Here is a 15,723-nt window from a genome sequence, read left to right as displayed (position 1 = left end):
ATAAGTGCTTTAATGCGCTTTATTGCCGGTCTATGCCGGACGCGGGATCACTCCCACTCAATCGTCGCCGGCGGCTTGCTCGACACGTCGTACACCACGCGATTGATGCCACGCACTTCGTTGATGATGCGCGACGATACGCGGGCCAGCAGCGCATGCGGCAGCGGCGCCCAGTCGGCGGTCATGAAATCGAAGGTCTGCACCGCGCGCAGGGCCACCACGTATTCATACGTGCGGCCATCGCCCATCACGCCAACTGACTTTACCGGCAGGAACACGGCGAAGGCCTGCGAGGTCAGGTCGTACCAGCTCTTGCCGCTGGTTTCGTCGATGGTGCTGCGCAGTTCGTCGATGAAAATGGCATCGGCGCGGCGCAGCAGGTCGGCGAATTCCTGCTTGACCTCGCCCAGGATGCGCACACCCAGGCCGGGGCCGGGGAACGGATGGCGATACACCATCTGCGGCGGCAGGCCCAGGGCCACACCCAGCTCGCGCACTTCGTCCTTGAACAGTTCGCGCAGGGGTTCCAGCAGTTGCAGGTTCAGCGTGTCGGGCAGGCCGCCCACGTTATGGTGCGACTTGATCGACGTGGCCTTGCCGGTCTTGGCGCCGGCCGATTCGATGACATCGGGGTAGATGGTGCCCTGGGCCAGCCACTTGGCGCTTTTCAGCTTGCCGGCTTCGGCCTGGAATACCTCGACGAACTCGCGGCCGATGATCTTGCGCTTGGCTTCGGGGTCGGCCTGGCCGGCCAGCTTGCCCATGAACTGTTCGGTGGCGTCGACATGGATGATCTTCACGCCCATGTTCTCGGCGAACGTCTGCATTACCTGCTTGCCTTCGTCCAGGCGCAGCAGGCCATGGTCGACGAACACGCAGGTCAGCTGGTCGCCTATGGCCTTGTGGATCAGGGCCGCGGCCACGGACGAGTCCACGCCGCCCGACAGGCCCAGGATGACTTCGTCGCTGCCGACCTGTTCGCGAATGCGCGCCACGGCTTCAGACACGTAGTCGGGCATGTTCCAGTCGCCCTGGCAGCCGCAGATCTCGTTGACGAAGCGGGCCAGCATGGCTTTGCCCTGCACGGTGTGCGTGACTTCGGGGTGGAATTGCACCGCGTAGAAATTGCGGGTTTCGTCGGCCATGCCGGCGATGGGGCACGACGGGGTCGAGGCCATGACCTTGAAGCCGGGCGGCAGCGCGGTGACCTTGTCGCCGTGGCTCATCCACACCTTCAGCATGCCGTGGCCTTCGGGCGTGGTGAAGTCGGCCAGGCCGTCCAGCAGCCGGGTATGGCCATGGGCGCGCACCTCGGCATAGCCGAATTCGCGATGATCGGAAAAGCTTACCGTGCCGCCCAGTTGCTGAGCCATCGACTGCATGCCGTAGCAAATGCCCAGCACCGGCACGCCCAGTTCGAACACGGCGGCCGGCACGCGCAGCGAATCTTCCGCATAGGCCGACGCATGGCTGCCCGACAGAATGATGCCCTTGAGCCCCTGCCCTGCCTGGTCGCGCACGAAGGCATCATCGACGTCGCCGGGATGGATCTCGGAATACACGCCGGCTTCGCGCACGCGGCGGGCGATCAGTTGGGTAACTTGCGAACCGTAGTCAAGAATGAGAATGCGCTGGTGGTGCATGAAGACTCTGCCGGTTTGGAAATAAAAGCGCACCGGCCAGAACCGCGGGGTTCTGCCGGTGCGCGATGGATTGCATTGTACTCAGCCGGTGCCGGATCAGTCGGCGCGGTAGTTGGGGGCTTCCTTGGTGATCTGCACGTCGTGCACATGGGATTCCCGCACCCCCGCCGATGTGATCTCGACGAACTGCGTTTTGGTGCGCATGTCGTCGATGGTGGCGCAGCCGCAATAGCCCATGGAGGCCCGGATGCCGCCCACCAGCTGGTAAATGATGGCCAGCACGCTGCCCTTGTACGGCACGCGGCCTTCGATGCCTTCGGGCACCAGCTTGTCGGCGTTGTTGGCGGGATCCTGGAAGTAGCGGTCGGCCGAACCGTCGGACATGGCGCCCAGGCTGCCCATGCCGCGATACGACTTGTACGAGCGCCCCTGGAACAGCACGACTTCGCCGGGGGCTTCCTCGGTGCCGGCGAACATGCCGCCCATCATGCAGGCAAAGGCGCCGGCCGACAGGGCCTTGGCGATGTCGCCCGAATAGCGGATGCCGCCGTCGGCGATCAGCGGCACGCCGGTGCCTTCCAGCGCCTTGGCCACGTCGGCGATGGCGGTAATTTGCGGCACGCCCACGCCAGCCACGATGCGGGTGGTGCAGATGGAGCCGGGGCCAATGCCCACCTTGACGCCGTCGGCGCCATGCTCGACCAGGGCGCGTGCGGCAGCTGCGGTGGCGATGTTGCCGCCAATGACTTCGACCTTGGGATAGTTCTGCTTGACCCAGCGCACGCGTTCCAGCACGCCGGCCGAATGGCCATGCGCGGTGTCGACGATGATGACGTCAACGCCCGCGGCCGCGAGTTTCTCGACGCGCTCTTCGGTGCCGGCGCCCACGCCCACCGCCGCGCCTACGCGCAACTGGCCCTGGGCGTCTTTGTTGGCAACCGGGTGCTCGGTGTTCTTGACGATGTCTTTGACGGTAGCCAGGCCGCGCAGCTCGAAGGCGTTGTTGACGATCAGCACGCGCTCGAGGCGGTGCTTGTGCATCAGCGCCTGGGCTTCGTCCAGCGTGGCGCCTTCCTGCATGGTGACCAGGCGTTCCTGCGGCGTCATGATGTTGCGCAGGGGCTGGTCCAGGCGGTCTTCGAAGCGCAGGTCGCGGTTGGTGACAATGCCCACCAGCTTCTTGCCTTCCACTACCGGCAGGCCCGAAATGCCATGCTGCCGCTGCAGCGCGATGGCATCGCGCACTTTCATGTCGGGCGTGACGGTAACCGGGTCGATGACGATGCCGAATTCGTGGCGCTTGACGCGGGCCACTTCCTTGGCTTGCTCGTCGGCGGAGAGGTTCTTGTGGATGATCCCGATGCCACCCTCTTGGGCCATGGCGATGGCCAGGCGCGACTCGGTGACGGTGTCCATGGCGGCGGACACAAGCGGGATATTGAGGGTGATGTTGCGGGTAAGGCGGGTGACCAGCGAGGTGTCGCGCGGCAACACCTCGGAGTACGCAGGCACCAACAACACATCGTCGAAGGTGAGCGCTTTTTGTACGAGACGCATGGGGAACTCCGGGCGCAAAGCAAGATTATACGCGGTTGGCGGCGTTTTACTAGGTGTTTCTACCTAGGCGGGGCGCCAAATTCTGGTTGCAAAATTTAACCCGGGTAATATTGATCTTAATTTTTACCCGGTAAATAATACGAACATCCAAGCAGAAGGAGGCTCTATGGAGAACACCACCACTGCCCCGCCCATGTGCACCGCCTTCGATGGCCATCGCCTCATCGCGTCGGGCGAATTGCCCCAGGTTGCCCTGGCTGTGCGGCGGGCGCACGACAACCATGCCGCAGGCCCCGTCCTGATCTACAGCGACGCCACCGGGCAATTGATTGACGTGGACTTGCGCGGCTCCGAGGCGGAAATCATGGGTCGCCTGGCGCCGCCCCAAAGCCCGGCAAATGCTGCCGAGGCCGACGCAGCATCGCCTCGCGGGCGCGGGCGCCCCCGGTTGGGAGTTGTATCGCGCGAGGTAACCCTGCTGCCGCGCCACTGGGAATGGCTGGCCAGGCAGCCCGGCGGCGCGTCCGTGGCATTACGCAAGCTGGTCGAAGAAGCCCGCCACAACGACACGGGCGCAAGCCGGCGGCGCGAGCGCCAGGAAGCGGCCTACCGGTTCATGTCGTCCATTGCGGGCGATTTACCCGGATTCGAAGAGGCGGCCCGGGCCTTGTTCACCGACGATGCCCCGCGATTCGCGCACCACGTGGCCAACTGGCCCCTGGACGTGCGCAACCATGCCTTGCGCCTGGCATTTGACACAGACGCGGGTCGAACTGCATAAGCAATGACGGCCGCGGCGGCCTCTCTGGGTTTCGGTAAAGATGGGTTTCAGTAAAATCTGAGGCTTTCCGCTTTCTTCTGGCTTGCGCCGCGCATGCGCGGCCCGCCGCCACCGATGTCCCCTGCCCCCGAAATCCGCCCCGGCCAATCCGTCGAACTGTTGAAGGAACTGCACATCCTGACGCGCGACGGCAAGCTCAACCAGGACAGCCGCCGCAAGCTCAAGCAGGTATACCACCTGTTCCAGTTCATCGAGCCGCTGCTGCAAGATGTTAAAGCCGGGAAAGGCGCCGTCACGCTGGTGGATCACGGCGCGGGCAAGTCGTACCTGGGGTTCATCCTGTACGACTTGTACTTCAAGGCCCTGCAAGACCAGTCGCACGTGTACGGCATCGAGACCCGCCCCGAACTGGTGGCCTCGTCACAGGCACTGGCGGCGCGCCTGGGTTTTGCCGGCATGTCGTTCCTGAACCTGTCGGTGGCCGAGTCGATTACTTCGGCCAGCCTGCCTGAGCGGGTTGATGTCGTAACGGCGCTGCATGCCTGCAATACCGCCACCGACGACGCGATCCGCTTCGCGCTGGAAAAACGGGCCAAGTACATCGTGGTAGTGCCCTGTTGCCAGGCCGAAGTGGCCGCTGTGTTGCGGCAGAACAAGGCGCGCGCGCTGGCCGATCCGCTGGCCGAGATATGGCGCCACCCCTTGCATACGCGGGAATTCGGCAGCCAGATCACCAACGTGCTGCGCTGCCTGCAGCTGGAAGCGCACGGCTACCAGGTCAGCGTGACCGAACTGGTGGGCTGGGAACACTCGATGAAGAACGAACTGATCATCGCCCAGTACAAGAATCTGCCCCGCCGCAAGCCCGCCGAGCGCTTGAACGAGATACTGGAGCGTATCGGGCTGCAAGCGCTACGCGAGCGTTTTTTCGTGCCGGCAGCCGGTACCCCGCAACCCTAGCCCACCCGGCCGCGGCTTGCCCGTAGCTGGCAAAGCGCCGCTTGCACGCGCCGCCTGCGACGCAGGCAGGTATCGGCATCATCGGGCGCCAGCTCTACGACCGCGGCCGCGCCCCGGCAAGCCACCAGCCGCCCGGGCGGCACCTTGCGCGCCAGCCGCAGCACGCGGCCGCGGGCATCGATGAATGCCACATCGATGGCGTAGCGCATGCCTATGGTGTGTACCGCCCAGCAGGGCGACAGCAACAGCCCCGTGCGCGGGCCGGGCGGTCGCGCCCGGCACAGCAAGCCACGCAACCGGCCCAGCGCGCCTTGCGCCCGCACCAGGCGGATGCGTCCAGGCGCCGCGCAGCGACGGCGACAGCGACGGCCGTTCATTGGGCCGCCTGCCATAACTGCACCGCGATGGGAAAGGCCAGCACGATGAAGGTGCACGGGAATATGCAGCCGATCAGCGGCAGCAGCATCTTCACGGGCGCTTCCATGGCCAGCTTTTCGGCGCGCTGGAAGCGATCGGTGCGGCACTGCGCAGCATGCCCGCGCAATACCGCGCCCAGGCTCATGCCCAGGCTGTCGGCCTGGGTCAGCGCGGCGATCCAGCTGCGCACGGCCGGGCTGTCGGCGCGATCGGCCAAGGCCTTCAGGGCCGCGGCGCGTGGCATGCCGGCGCGCATGTCCGCCAGTGCATGGTGCAGCTCTTGCCGCAACGGCCCCGGCGGGCCATGCTGCGCGGCCTGCTGCAGCGCGCCATGCAGGCCCAGGCCTGATTCGATGCACAGGGTCATCATGTCAAGCACGAACGGCAGCTCGCGTCCGATGCGCTGGCGTCGCCGGCCGATGCGGCGGCTCGCCCACGCGACGGGCCAGCCGCCCATGAACAAGGCCCCGGCCAGTCCGGCGGCAGGCCACGCGACAGCCGTGCCCAGCCACCATGCCAGCCCGCCGGCCAGGAATGCGCCGCACGCCGCCGCGCCAGCCACCGCGGCTGCGGCATGCGCGGCCGTCACCGCGGGCGGCAGGCCCGTCTGGGCCAGCCTGTGCGCCAGCGCGTCGCGCAGGCGCCAGGACAGCAATGGCCCGCACACCACGGCTCCGGCGGACAGCCATGGCCAGCACAGGCGCCAGCCCCAGGACATGGGGGCCGAGGCATCGGGTGGCATGCGCACGGCCAGCGCCGGCCGCAGCAGCAGCCAGGCCGCCACGGCCCCGCCCGCGCCGGCCAGAGTGATGGCAAGTGCTGACAACATGGCGGCCTTCAGATGTCGATGTCGACAATGCGCCGGATCAGCAGCACCCCGGCCGTTTCCAGCCCGGCCACGACGGCGAGCACCGCCCACCCGAGCGGCGTGTGCCACAGTATCGCCATGGCGTCGGGTTCCATGCGGTCGAGCACGGCCGCCAGCAGCAATGGCAAGGCCCCCACTATCCAGGCCTGCAGGCGTCCCTGCGCGGTAAGCGCCCGCACCTTGCCCTGCAACTGCAGGCGTTCGCGCAGCGTGCGGGCGATGCCGTCGAGCGTTTCAGCCAGATTGCCGCCCGTATGCGTAGCCACGCGCAGCGCGGCGGCCACCAGGGCCGAGGCTTCCGAGGGCACGCGCTGGCTGAGACGCGCGAGCGCGGCATCGAACGAAACGCCCAGCCGCTGCTCGCGCAGCATCAAGCCAAATTCCTGGGCCAGCGGCGGCTCGCTGTGGTCGACGATGTGGCGCAGCGCGGTCGAGACCCCCACCCCCGCGCGCAAGGCGGATGCAAGGGCCAGCAGCGCCCCCGGCAGTTGCTGCTCGAATCGCGCCAGGCGGCGCCCGCGCAGCCGCGCGACCACGTGCCGGGGCAACCTCGCGGCCAGCACGGCCGCCAGCCCGCCCAACATGGCGCTGCCACTGGCGGCGAACGCAGCCAGCCCGGCCACTCCCGCCAGCAGCATGGCGCCCAGCCACAATTGCGCCGGGTCGATGAACAGGAAGACTTCACTGAGCTTGATGCCAGCCTCTTGCGTATACACCTGGCGATAGCGCTGCAAGGCCGGGCCGAACCAGGCCTGGGCCCGCCAGGCCAGCAATGCCACGCACGCGGTGGACATGGCAATGGCCAGCCAGATCATGGCGCCAGACCCCTGCCCGCGCTGCCACAGAACAATCCGGCGTCGAACGCGATGCCGGCCGCGCGCCAGTCGTCCGCGAAGCTGGGCAGCAGACCGCACCCCTGGAAGCCGGCGCCGGGCTGGTAGCGGAACAGTTCCTGCAACTGGATGCGGCCGCTTTCCAGGCCAGTGATCTCGACGATGGAGGTCGCCACGCGGCGGCCATCGGGCAGGCGCGCCTGCTGCACGATGATGTCGATGCTGGCGCCGATGTGTTCACGCACGACGCCCAGCGGCAAGTCCATGCCAGCCATCAGCACCATGGCTTCCAGCCGTCCTAGTGCATCGCGCGGCGAATTGGCATGCAGCGTGGTCAGCGAACCTTCGTGGCCGGTGTTCATGGCGGTAAGCATGTCGAAGGCTTCGGCGCCGCGGCACTCGCCCACGACGATACGGTCGGGGCGCATGCGCAAGGCGTTGCGCACCAGGTCGCGAATATCGATGCGGCCACGGTTTTCGAGATTGGCGGGGCGCGCCTCGAGAGCGACCAGATGAGCATGGTCGAGCCGCAGTTCGGCGGCGTCTTCGATAGTGACGATGCGCTCGCCCTCGGGAATGGCGTTGGACAGTATATTGAGCAAGGTTGTCTTGCCCGAGCCGGTGCCGCCGGACACGACGACGTTCTTGCGGCTGCGCACGCACAAATACAAGAATTCGGCCATCGCGGCATCGATGGAGCCGGACTGCACCAGGTCGGCCATGCGCGGACGCCGGGCCGGAAACTTGCGTATCGTCAGGCTCGCGCCTTTCAGCGCGACCGGCGGAATGATCGCATTGACGCGCGACCCGTCTGGCAAGCGAGCATCGACCATGGGCGCGCTTTCGTCGATACGCCGCCCCAGCGGTGCCACGATGCGCTCGATGACCCAACGCACCGACTGCTCGCTGCTGAACGCGGCGTCGTGACGCCATAGACGGCCCGCGCGCTCGATGTAGATCTCGTCGTGGCGGTTGACCATGATTTCGCTGATGCCCGCGTCGGCCAGCAACGGCTCGAGCGGCCCCAGCCCCACGGCTTCGTCCAGCACATCGCGGCACAGAATGGATCGGTCGACCTGATCCGGGATGCCGGTGTCGGCGGCGGCAATGCCGTCGAGCAGACGCTGCGCCTCGTTGCGCAGCAAGGTGTCGCTCATGCCTGCCACATCGCGCCGGCGCAGGTCCAGGGCCTGCAGCAAGGCCGCATGCAGGCGGCGGCGATGCGGCAGCAGGGCCAGCGCATCCAACACCGGGATGACGGATTCGACCTGGGGTTCGTTGTCAGGGGTGGCCGGCAAAGGCATGTCGCGGACGGGCTCATTTTCAGCCACAGCCACGGGCTCGGCCGCGTGGCGCACCCGCATGCGGCATGGTCCGACCAGGATGTCGTCGTCAGGCAGGACGGGCCGGTGCACGGTAATGCGTTGCCCGTTGACGAACGTGCCGCCCAAAGAGCCGAGGTCTTCGAGTTCAAGTGCCTGGTCGTGTGGCACCAGCCGCGCATGGCTTCGGGCCACGCGCCAGTTGGCAATGCGCAAGCCGCATTGCGCGGCGCGGCCGATCAGCACGGGAGCCTGGACACGAATTGTGCGCTGCTGCCCGTCTTCGAAGGTCATGGAGATATCGAGCATAGTCATTGGAAAGTGCGGTGAACGGTTGCATCCCCTGCAGCCCCGCGCCATTGCGAGCCGGGCCCCATGTAGGCGCTCCAGTCAGGGGCGCCTGGCCCCGGGGCCGCGGTACCCAGGGCGGGAGAGGCGGGAAAGGCCTGCTGCAACACATGGCGGCCGCGCTGTACGCGCAAGGCCAGTTCGGCATGGTCTTGCGACACGATACGTGGTGTCACGAATATGGCCAGTTCGGTTTCTTTGTGCTGGTCGCGGCGTGATGAAAACAGCGCCCCCAATAACGGGATGTCTTGCAATACAGGCAGGCCGCTGCGTTCGTGCGAACGTTCGCGGGACAAGAAACCGCCCAGCACCAGGGTCTGGCCGGAACGCACGTTGAACTCGGTAACGGCGCGGCGGGTGCGCAGCGCCGGCCCGCCCGCCACGCTGAGCGAGGTATCGATCGAGCTGGCCTCGACTTCGATGCGAGAACGAATGGCCCCGTTGCGGTCGATGCGCGGCGTAATGTTCAGCGACACGCCATAGGGCTTGAACTCGGTAGAGCTGTTGCCTTGCGCGTCTGTCGTGCTGTAGGGCACTTCGCCGCCGGCCAGGAACGACGCCGTGGTGCCGCTGCGCGCCAACAATTGCGGCTGCGCCAGCATCACGGCTTCGCCGCGCTGGGCCAGCGCCGCCAGCCGCGCTGAGAGCAGCGCGTTGACCCCGAAGTATCCAGCTGCCCCCATGCCTTGCATGGATAGCGCGGGCGGCTGTGCCGCATCGGCCAGCTGCAGGCTGGACCCGGGCTGCCAGACGCCACCGGCATGCAGGCCTCCTTGCGACAGGGCATCCCATTGCAGGCCGAATTCGCGCAAGCGCGCGCTAGGTATTTCTACGACCTGCACGTCGAGCAGCACCATGTTGTCCCAGCCGACCTGGCCGGTGAAGTCCAGAATGCGCGGGTAGCGTTGCGCCAGCGCCGCCACGCGCGCGCGGTCGTCATCGGCGAGGTCGTCGCCCTCGAGCACCACATTGCCGCCCACCACGCTGCTGCGCACATTGGGAATGTGGCGCAGCAGCGTCTGGACTTCTTCCTGGATGAGCGCCCAGCCGGCAGGCCGCACTTGCACTTCGTAAGCTGCCGCCACGCCGCGGGGCGCCCAGACGTGCACCGACGACGCGCCCTCCTGGCGGGCGAACAGCACGACCTCGCGGCCATCGACCGACACCGCGCTGACCACCTGGCCATTGCCCACTGCCACTCGCGTGACCTCGGCATGGCGCAACACGCGGGTCTGCCCGACTTCGAGCGTGAGCACGACGGGCTCGACGGCGACAGCCGGCCTGGCCATTGTCAGCAGGACTAGGCCCAGCCCCCAGGCCCACAGGCGAGACAGCATCATGGCGCCTCCGGGTCTGATGCGCGCATGTCGCTGCCGCCCTCGAGAGCCTGCGCCGTCGGACCGGCATCGAGCCGGTCGCCATACAGGACAGGCACGGCCGTGCGGGGGCCGGCCTCGCGGGCATCGATGCCCATCAGCGCTGCAAGATCGCCCGACGCGGTTACGGGCGGAGCCGCGCCATCGCCTCGATGGCGCAACATGGCGGTCAGGGTACCGCCGTGCCGGGCAGCCACCAGCTTGATGGCGTCTTGCGCCGAGGCGTCCAGCGTGATGGAGGGCGCAGCGTCGGCGCCGGATTCCATGGCCAGCACGCGCACGCCCTGCATCAGCGGCGCCGTCAAGTGCTGGCCGCGATGCGCGAAGGACACATAGAGATCGATGAGGTCGCCCGCTCGCAGCAGGCCCGCCGCCGCGTTGATTTCTTCGGCCGGCAGCGTCACCGCGCGCCGGCCCGCCGGCACGAGCTCGGACAACGCAGGAGCCGCGACGGCCGGCGCCAGATGGACATCGAGCAAGGCATCGCCCTGCCTGAGGTCGGCGGCCAGCACGGCGCCGATGACCTGGTCGGCCGCCTCGGGATCGAACGAGCCGCTGGCGACCCACGGCACAGGAATATCGCGTACCGCCAGGTGCCCCGCCTGCAGCCGAGTTCCGGCCGGCAGATCGGTGGCGACAACGAGCTTGTCGACGGCAAGCACTTCGGCTTCGCGCTCGATTTCACGCACGCGCGCCTGAATGTGCTCGCGCGCCGCCCAGGCGGCGAGCAGGCCCGCGGCCAACGCAAAGCCATAGACGCCCAACGCGCGCAACCGCGTCAGCAGCGGGGAAAATGAAAATGTCATGGCCGAACCTTTTCGTGCTGCTGCAGCAGAATGCCGCTGCCGCCGTCGACGGCGACGATGACGATGTCCAGCGATGCCGCGCCGCGCATCCAGCGGCTGGCGGCGTCGTGGCTCGGGTCGGGATGCCAGCCGTCTTGCCGCAGGCGCTCGGCGATGACACGGGCCGCCGCCGCCCGGGGCAAGGCCATGGTCCAGACCTGATGAATGGTGCGCGCGCCATGGTCGGCATCGCTGAAATCCAGGTGCAAATGCGCGCCGGCCGGCAGCCAGGTAGGTTTGGCCCGCAGCAAAGCCTCGTGCCTTGCCGGGGCATTCAGCACCGCGATACTGCCGCGCGCGCGCTGCGGCCCTGCGGGTTCGAGCACGGCCAGCCACAACTGGCCCGCGGATTGCCCGGACAGGATCGCGAATCCGGGATGAACCCCGAGGTCGGACAGCACCGGAAGGTGCCGGGCGAGCGCGGGCGCAGCCTGCGCCACGGGCATGGGGATCTCGATCACGCGGATATCGGCCGGCATGCCGTACAGGCGCATACCGAACCCCAAGGAAGCCTGGGTGCTGCCCGGCGGCAGCGGCAGGCGGACGGGGGCGGGCTGCTGGCCGGCATGTGCCGCGACAATCATGGACACGCATGCCGCCGTGGCCAGCCCCCAGCGCGCGTGACACCATGCCGGACGCGATCGCTGCAGCACAGGCGCGCCCATGCCTCAGCGCTCCCTTGGCGCGGACGGGGTCAGGTCAGCCCATGCCCCCAGCCAATCGACAGACCAGCGGCCGCGCCCCCAAGGCGCATCGACCTGCTGCATGCGGCGCTGTAACGCCTGCGCGGCGGCTTGGGATCGTTGCGCGGCGGCAGACCACCCTGGAGACGACAGCGCAAGACGCTGCACCGTGGCGGCTTCGCCATGCGCGTGGCCGGCGTTTTCGGCAAGCACGGTTTGCCGCTGCATTGGCAACAGTGCCGACGGCTCGTCGCGCCGCACGAACACCGGGCGGGGTTCGGCGTGCACGCGGGCTTGCGCCACGCGCAGATGCGTGCCAGTGCGCAACCAGTCTCGCGCCAGGCCGGCCGCCTGGGCATCGCCCGCCAGCAGACCGGCGTCGGTGTGGCGCGCATGCATGGCGGAGATCGTGGCGCCGTTCCAGTGCGGAAGTTCGCGTTGCCCGCGGGCTGCCGCGAACGCGGCGTGGCGGCTGAGTTGCGCCGCGTGCAGGCCACGCATTTGCAGTGCCCCGACCGTGGCCAGACCGTGCATGAACAGGGCCAGCAAGGCCAATGCCAGGATGGCTTCGATGCTGGCCTGGCCACGCATGGCGCCATAATGGCGCAAGAACTTCATGGCAGGTCTCCGAACGAGGTACCCGGCGCGACGGGCCGCAGTCGGGCCTGCCAGTAAGGCCGGAACAGGCCCGCGAACTCGGTGCGCCCGGCAATGGAAGCAGGTGGCGCGAAGTAGGCTTCGGCGGCGCTGGTGACGGTAACGGCTTCTTCGGCTCGCAAACCGGCGTAGGCATAGCGCCCGCGAGGTGCGGCCAGGTGGCTGGCCGCATCGGTAGTGGATAGCGTGTCGGCCATCTGGCTGACCTGAATGGCAAAACCCTGAGGCTGACCCGCCGCTTGCGCATCGAGCTCGTGATAAAACGGCAGCCCGCGGCTGGACCAGCGCGCCGCCCCCGCCACCGCATAGGAGTTGGCCATGGGGTTGTCCTGGCCCGAAAAGATGTTCCAGGAGGTGTGTTCGTGCACCCAGCGCCAGAAGTCTTGCTGCGAGAAATCTTGCGGGGGCTTTTCGATGAACTCGTCGCCGGCCAAGGCCCGCTGCCCGCCCTGCCCCCAGCCCATGGCGTATTCACGGTAATAGCAGCCGATCCAGCGATTGGAACGCAGCGCGTGGTACGAAAGCGTATCGCGCGCCCCCCACTGACCATCGTTGTCCAGCCAGGTGCCGCCGCGCCGCCGCAGTTCGTGGCGCAGCGTGGGACAACTGCGGTGCACGATCCAGTTGCTGCGGCGCGTGAGGGTACGTGGGCGGAGAAAATCGTAGCGGGCCGCCGCCAGCTCGACCATGCCCCGCAAGTGGGTCGGGCTGTTGCCCGCATGCCATTGTATGGCGCTCGCGGCCTGATCGGCAGAGGCGCGCAGCAGTAACGGCCCGCCTTGCACGACAGGATTGCCGTCGTAGGCGGGATAGTGCTCGGGGTAATTCGCGTACAGCACGCGCAGCATGGCTTGCCGACGGGCCTCGTGCATACCAGAGACCACGCTTGCCGATGCCTGCTGCAGCACCTGGTGCACAGCCTGGTCGTGCTGCTGGAACGCGCCGGCTAGCTCGGGCACGGCGCCGCCTGTGGCGACTGCGCGCGCATACGCGGCGCCCAGCGCGGTGCCGAACAGGGCGCCGATAAGCGGCGCGGGCGGATTGCCGCGCGTGCGCTGCCCGGACTGCGCCTGGCCGAACTGCGCCCAGGACGCCAGCGTGACCAGATGCGCCATAGCCACCTGGTGCGCCACCTGCGCGCGATTGATGTAGGCCAGCAGGTTGAGCGCGCGTGCTTGCTGCAGCGCGCCACTGTAGGCCGCGGCGTCGGCAGCGTGGGTAAGACGCACGCGCGCGGCGGCGGTCTGGCCGACGTTATACAAGGCCACCAAGCCCAGCCCGCCGATCGTGGCCAAGGCCAGCGCGATGGGCAAGGCTTGCCCGCCCTGCCCGGACCCGGTCGCCGCACACCGCCAGCGCCGCGCCAGGTACATCATTTGGCATTGCCCGTGAACGACTTGAGCGTGCGTGCCTTGGTCTGCGCCGCCGCCTTGCCGGCCGCCGACTGCGCGGCGCGCGCTTCGCTGGTGCCGTCTTCACCGGCCAGCTCGCGCGCCATGGCCGCGGTCTGCGAACGCACGACCTGGCCAAATAGCTGATAAACCGCGATGGCCGCCACGGCGATCAGCGCCACCACGATGATGTACTCCGTCATTCCTTGCCCGCGTTGGCGGGTAACGCTTCGGACCATGTCAGCCCCCTTGCTGTGAACAGAGGCTGTAGTCTGAAACGATGCCGACGCACCGGCTATTCGCGGATACCGAGGTAGGCGAAATACTCTCGCCAGCCGGCGCGCGCTAACTGTCATGGCGCCGCGCCAACAAAAAACGGCCCCGATCGGGGCCGTTTTTTGTTGCAGGCCGTCAGGCCTTATTTTTCAGCGGCAGTGGTAATGGCGTGCCCCGCCTGGGACATGTCTTTACCCATGCCTGCCATGGTATTGCAGCCTTGCAGCACGACACCAAAAACGATCAGTGCCATCAGCATGACTCGTCCACGCATGACTGTTGCTCCTGGAAAGTTCGATGATCAGGCGACGCGCACGCGCAGTTCGCCCAGCCCTTCGACGCCGCCGGTCATGACATCGCCCTGCACCACCGCGCCCACGCCTTCGGGGGTGCCGGTGAAGATCAGGTCGCCCGCCTTCAGCTCGAACAGCCCCGACAGGTACGAGATGCTCTCGGATATGTTCCAGATCATTTGCGAGATATCGCTGGACTGCTTGCGCTGGCCGTTGACCTCGAGCCAGATGGCGCCGCGTTCGAGCGTGCCCACCTTGCTGCGCGGATGAATGGGGCCCAGCGGCGCGGAAAAATCGAACGCCTTGCCAACTTCCCACGGGCGGCCCTGTTTCTTGGCTTCGCCCTGCAGGTCGCGGCGGGTCATGTCCAGACCCAGCGCGTAGCCCCAGATGCAATCGGTGGCCTGCTCGACCGGAATGTCTTTGCCGCCCTTGCCCAGCACGACGACAAGCTCCATTTCGTAGTGCAGGTTGCTGGTCTTCGAGGGGTACGGAATGCTGCCGGTCTGGCCGTCGGCTACCGGCACGATGGCGTCGGCCGGCTTGCAGAAGAAGAAGGGATCTTCACGGCCGGTGAAGCCCATTTCCTTGGCGTGCTCGGCGTAGTTGCGCCCCACGCAGTACACACGGCGCGCGGGGAACAGCGTGCTGCTTCCAGCCACAGGCAGCCCAACGGGCGGCGACGGGGGAAAAACGTAGTCCATGTTTGCTTGACCTTGTTGAACGCGTGCCGGCATGGCCGGCGCAGTGGAATTCAATGCGCGAGTTTATCCCTTTTTTGCGCTGGCCACGCCTGCGTCGCACCCAGCGCCACCGGGCGGCCCGCCGGAGCCGCACCGGCCATTGGCGCCGGGCTATGCCGACTTGGCCATCGCATAAAGCATCAGGCCGCGATACACGCCATGCGCATCGCGGCCTGATGGTCAGGAAGGTGCCAGCCGTTTACGACTTGCTGTAGCGCTCGGCGCTGCGCACGATTTCTTCCTGGGCGGCTTGCACGCCCTTCCAGCCCTTGACCTTCACCCACTTGCCCTTTTCGAGGTCTTTGTAGTGTTCGAAGAAATGCTGGATGCGGCCGATGTCTTCGGCGGGCAGGTCTTCGTACGACTTGATGTGGCGGTAAGGGGGATACAGCTTGTCGACGGGCACGGCCAGCAGCTTGGCGTCGCCGCCCGCTTCGTCGTCCATTTCGAGCACGCCCAGGGCGCGGCAGCGCACGACAGCGCCGACCTGGATGGGAAACGGCGTGACGACCAGCACGTCGGCCGGGTCGCCGTCATCGGACAAGGTTTGGGGAATGTAGCCGTAGTTGCACGGATAGTGCATGGCGGTGAGCATGAAACGATCGACGAACACGGCGCCGGTGTCTTTGTCGACCTCGTACTTCACCGGATCGGCATTCATGGGGATTTCGATGATGACATTGAAATCTTCCGGCAGTTGCTTGCCGGAAGACACGCGATCGAGGCTCAT

At 67.1% G+C, this 15,723-nt stretch carries 17 protein-coding genes; 2 read left to right on the top strand and 15 right to left on the bottom strand.

Features of this window, described 5'->3' with window-relative positions; genetic code table 11:
- Positions 1-47 precede the first annotated feature (47 nt).
- Together guaA and guaB are read right to left on the bottom strand one after the other, a co-directional pair.
- Positions 48-1,643: a glutamine-hydrolyzing GMP synthase gene (guaA, locus tag BPET_RS10590; RefSeq protein WP_012249001.1), complete on the bottom strand. Its 1,596-nt coding sequence runs from the start codon at positions 1,641-1,643 to the stop codon at positions 48-50.
- Between the two features lie 96 nt (positions 1,644-1,739).
- A complete protein-coding gene (guaB, locus tag BPET_RS10585) occupies positions 1,740-3,200 on the bottom strand; it encodes an IMP dehydrogenase (RefSeq protein ID WP_012249000.1) in 1,461 nt (486 codons plus the stop codon).
- A 166-nt stretch (positions 3,201-3,366) separates the two neighbouring features.
- Between guaB and BPET_RS10580 the strand changes: the two genes are divergently transcribed.
- Both BPET_RS10580 and BPET_RS10575 read left to right on the top strand, forming a co-directional pair.
- Complete coding sequence (locus BPET_RS10580; RefSeq protein WP_012248999.1) at positions 3,367-3,981, top strand: DUF2239 family protein; 615 nt, start codon at positions 3,367-3,369, stop codon at positions 3,979-3,981.
- A 114-nt stretch (positions 3,982-4,095) separates the two neighbouring features.
- A complete protein-coding gene (locus tag BPET_RS10575) occupies positions 4,096-4,941 on the top strand; it encodes a class I SAM-dependent methyltransferase (protein ID WP_041863792.1) in 846 nt (281 codons plus the stop codon).
- On the opposite strand, the gene BPET_RS10570 is transcribed toward BPET_RS10575, so the two are convergent.
- From BPET_RS10570 to ppa, 13 genes are all read right to left on the bottom strand, one after another.
- Positions 4,938-5,318 (bottom strand): DUF192 domain-containing protein, encoded by a 381-nt coding sequence (locus tag BPET_RS10570; protein ID WP_050978227.1) that lies wholly within the window; start codon positions 5,316-5,318, stop codon positions 4,938-4,940. The two genes, BPET_RS10575 and BPET_RS10570, sit on opposite strands and share 4 nt — an antisense overlap.
- Positions 5,315-6,187 (bottom strand): type II secretion system F family protein, encoded by an 873-nt coding sequence (locus BPET_RS10565; RefSeq protein ID WP_012248996.1) that lies wholly within the window; start codon positions 6,185-6,187, stop codon positions 5,315-5,317. The genes BPET_RS10570 and BPET_RS10565 overlap by 4 nt, the downstream gene beginning before the upstream one ends.
- Positions 6,188-6,195: 8 nt before the next feature.
- Positions 6,196-7,041 (bottom strand): type II secretion system F family protein, encoded by an 846-nt coding sequence (locus BPET_RS10560; protein WP_012248995.1) that lies wholly within the window; start codon positions 7,039-7,041, stop codon positions 6,196-6,198.
- Positions 7,038-8,696 carry an ATPase, T2SS/T4P/T4SS family gene (locus BPET_RS10555; protein WP_081482997.1) on the bottom strand — a complete coding sequence of 553 codons (1,659 nt, stop codon included), beginning with the start codon at positions 8,694-8,696 and terminating at the stop codon, positions 7,038-7,040. Before BPET_RS10555 ends, BPET_RS10560 begins: the two co-directional genes overlap by 4 nt.
- The gene (locus tag BPET_RS10550) at positions 8,693-10,069 is read right to left on the bottom strand and encodes a type II and III secretion system protein family protein (RefSeq protein WP_012248993.1); all 1,377 of its coding nucleotides are present in this window, start codon (positions 10,067-10,069) and stop codon (positions 8,693-8,695) included. Before BPET_RS10550 ends, BPET_RS10555 begins: the two co-directional genes overlap by 4 nt.
- Entirely contained in the window at positions 10,066-10,911 is an 846-nt protein-coding gene (gene cpaB, locus BPET_RS10545; RefSeq protein ID WP_012248992.1) for a Flp pilus assembly protein CpaB, read from the bottom strand. Before cpaB ends, BPET_RS10550 begins: the two co-directional genes overlap by 4 nt.
- On the bottom strand, positions 10,908-11,615 hold the full coding sequence (locus BPET_RS25480; protein ID WP_012248991.1) for a hypothetical protein: 708 nt from the start codon (positions 11,613-11,615) through the stop codon (positions 10,908-10,910). Before BPET_RS25480 ends, cpaB begins: the two co-directional genes overlap by 4 nt.
- Positions 11,616-11,618: 3 nt before the next feature.
- Positions 11,619-12,251, bottom strand: a complete 633-nt coding sequence (locus BPET_RS10535; RefSeq protein WP_012248990.1) for a hypothetical protein — start codon at positions 12,249-12,251, stop codon at positions 11,619-11,621.
- On the bottom strand, positions 12,248-13,666 hold the full coding sequence (locus tag BPET_RS10530; protein ID WP_012248989.1) for a hypothetical protein: 1,419 nt from the start codon (positions 13,664-13,666) through the stop codon (positions 12,248-12,250). Before BPET_RS10530 ends, BPET_RS10535 begins: the two co-directional genes overlap by 4 nt.
- On the bottom strand, positions 13,663-13,920 hold the full coding sequence (locus tag BPET_RS10525) for a hypothetical protein (RefSeq protein ID WP_012248988.1): 258 nt from the start codon (positions 13,918-13,920) through the stop codon (positions 13,663-13,665). The genes BPET_RS10530 and BPET_RS10525 overlap by 4 nt, the downstream gene beginning before the upstream one ends.
- Before the next feature lie 179 nt (positions 13,921-14,099).
- Positions 14,100-14,231 carry an entericidin A/B family lipoprotein gene (locus tag BPET_RS10520; RefSeq protein WP_012248987.1) on the bottom strand — a complete coding sequence of 44 codons (132 nt, stop codon included), beginning with the start codon at positions 14,229-14,231 and terminating at the stop codon, positions 14,100-14,102.
- A gap of 27 nt (positions 14,232-14,258) precedes the next feature.
- A complete protein-coding gene (locus tag BPET_RS10515) occupies positions 14,259-14,954 on the bottom strand; it encodes a fumarylacetoacetate hydrolase family protein (RefSeq protein WP_012248986.1) in 696 nt (231 codons plus the stop codon).
- A 238-nt stretch (positions 14,955-15,192) separates the two neighbouring features.
- Positions 15,193-15,723, bottom strand: a complete 531-nt coding sequence (gene ppa, locus BPET_RS10510; RefSeq protein ID WP_012248985.1) for an inorganic diphosphatase — start codon at positions 15,721-15,723, stop codon at positions 15,193-15,195.

Origin of the sequence: Bordetella petrii (assembly GCF_000067205.1) — a bacterium.
In the GTDB taxonomy this organism is placed as follows: Bacteria; Pseudomonadota; Gammaproteobacteria; order Burkholderiales; family Burkholderiaceae_B; genus Bordetella_A; species Bordetella_A petrii.
Note: the sequence above shows the minus strand (reverse complement) of the source record. Positions and strands in the feature narration are given on the sequence as shown.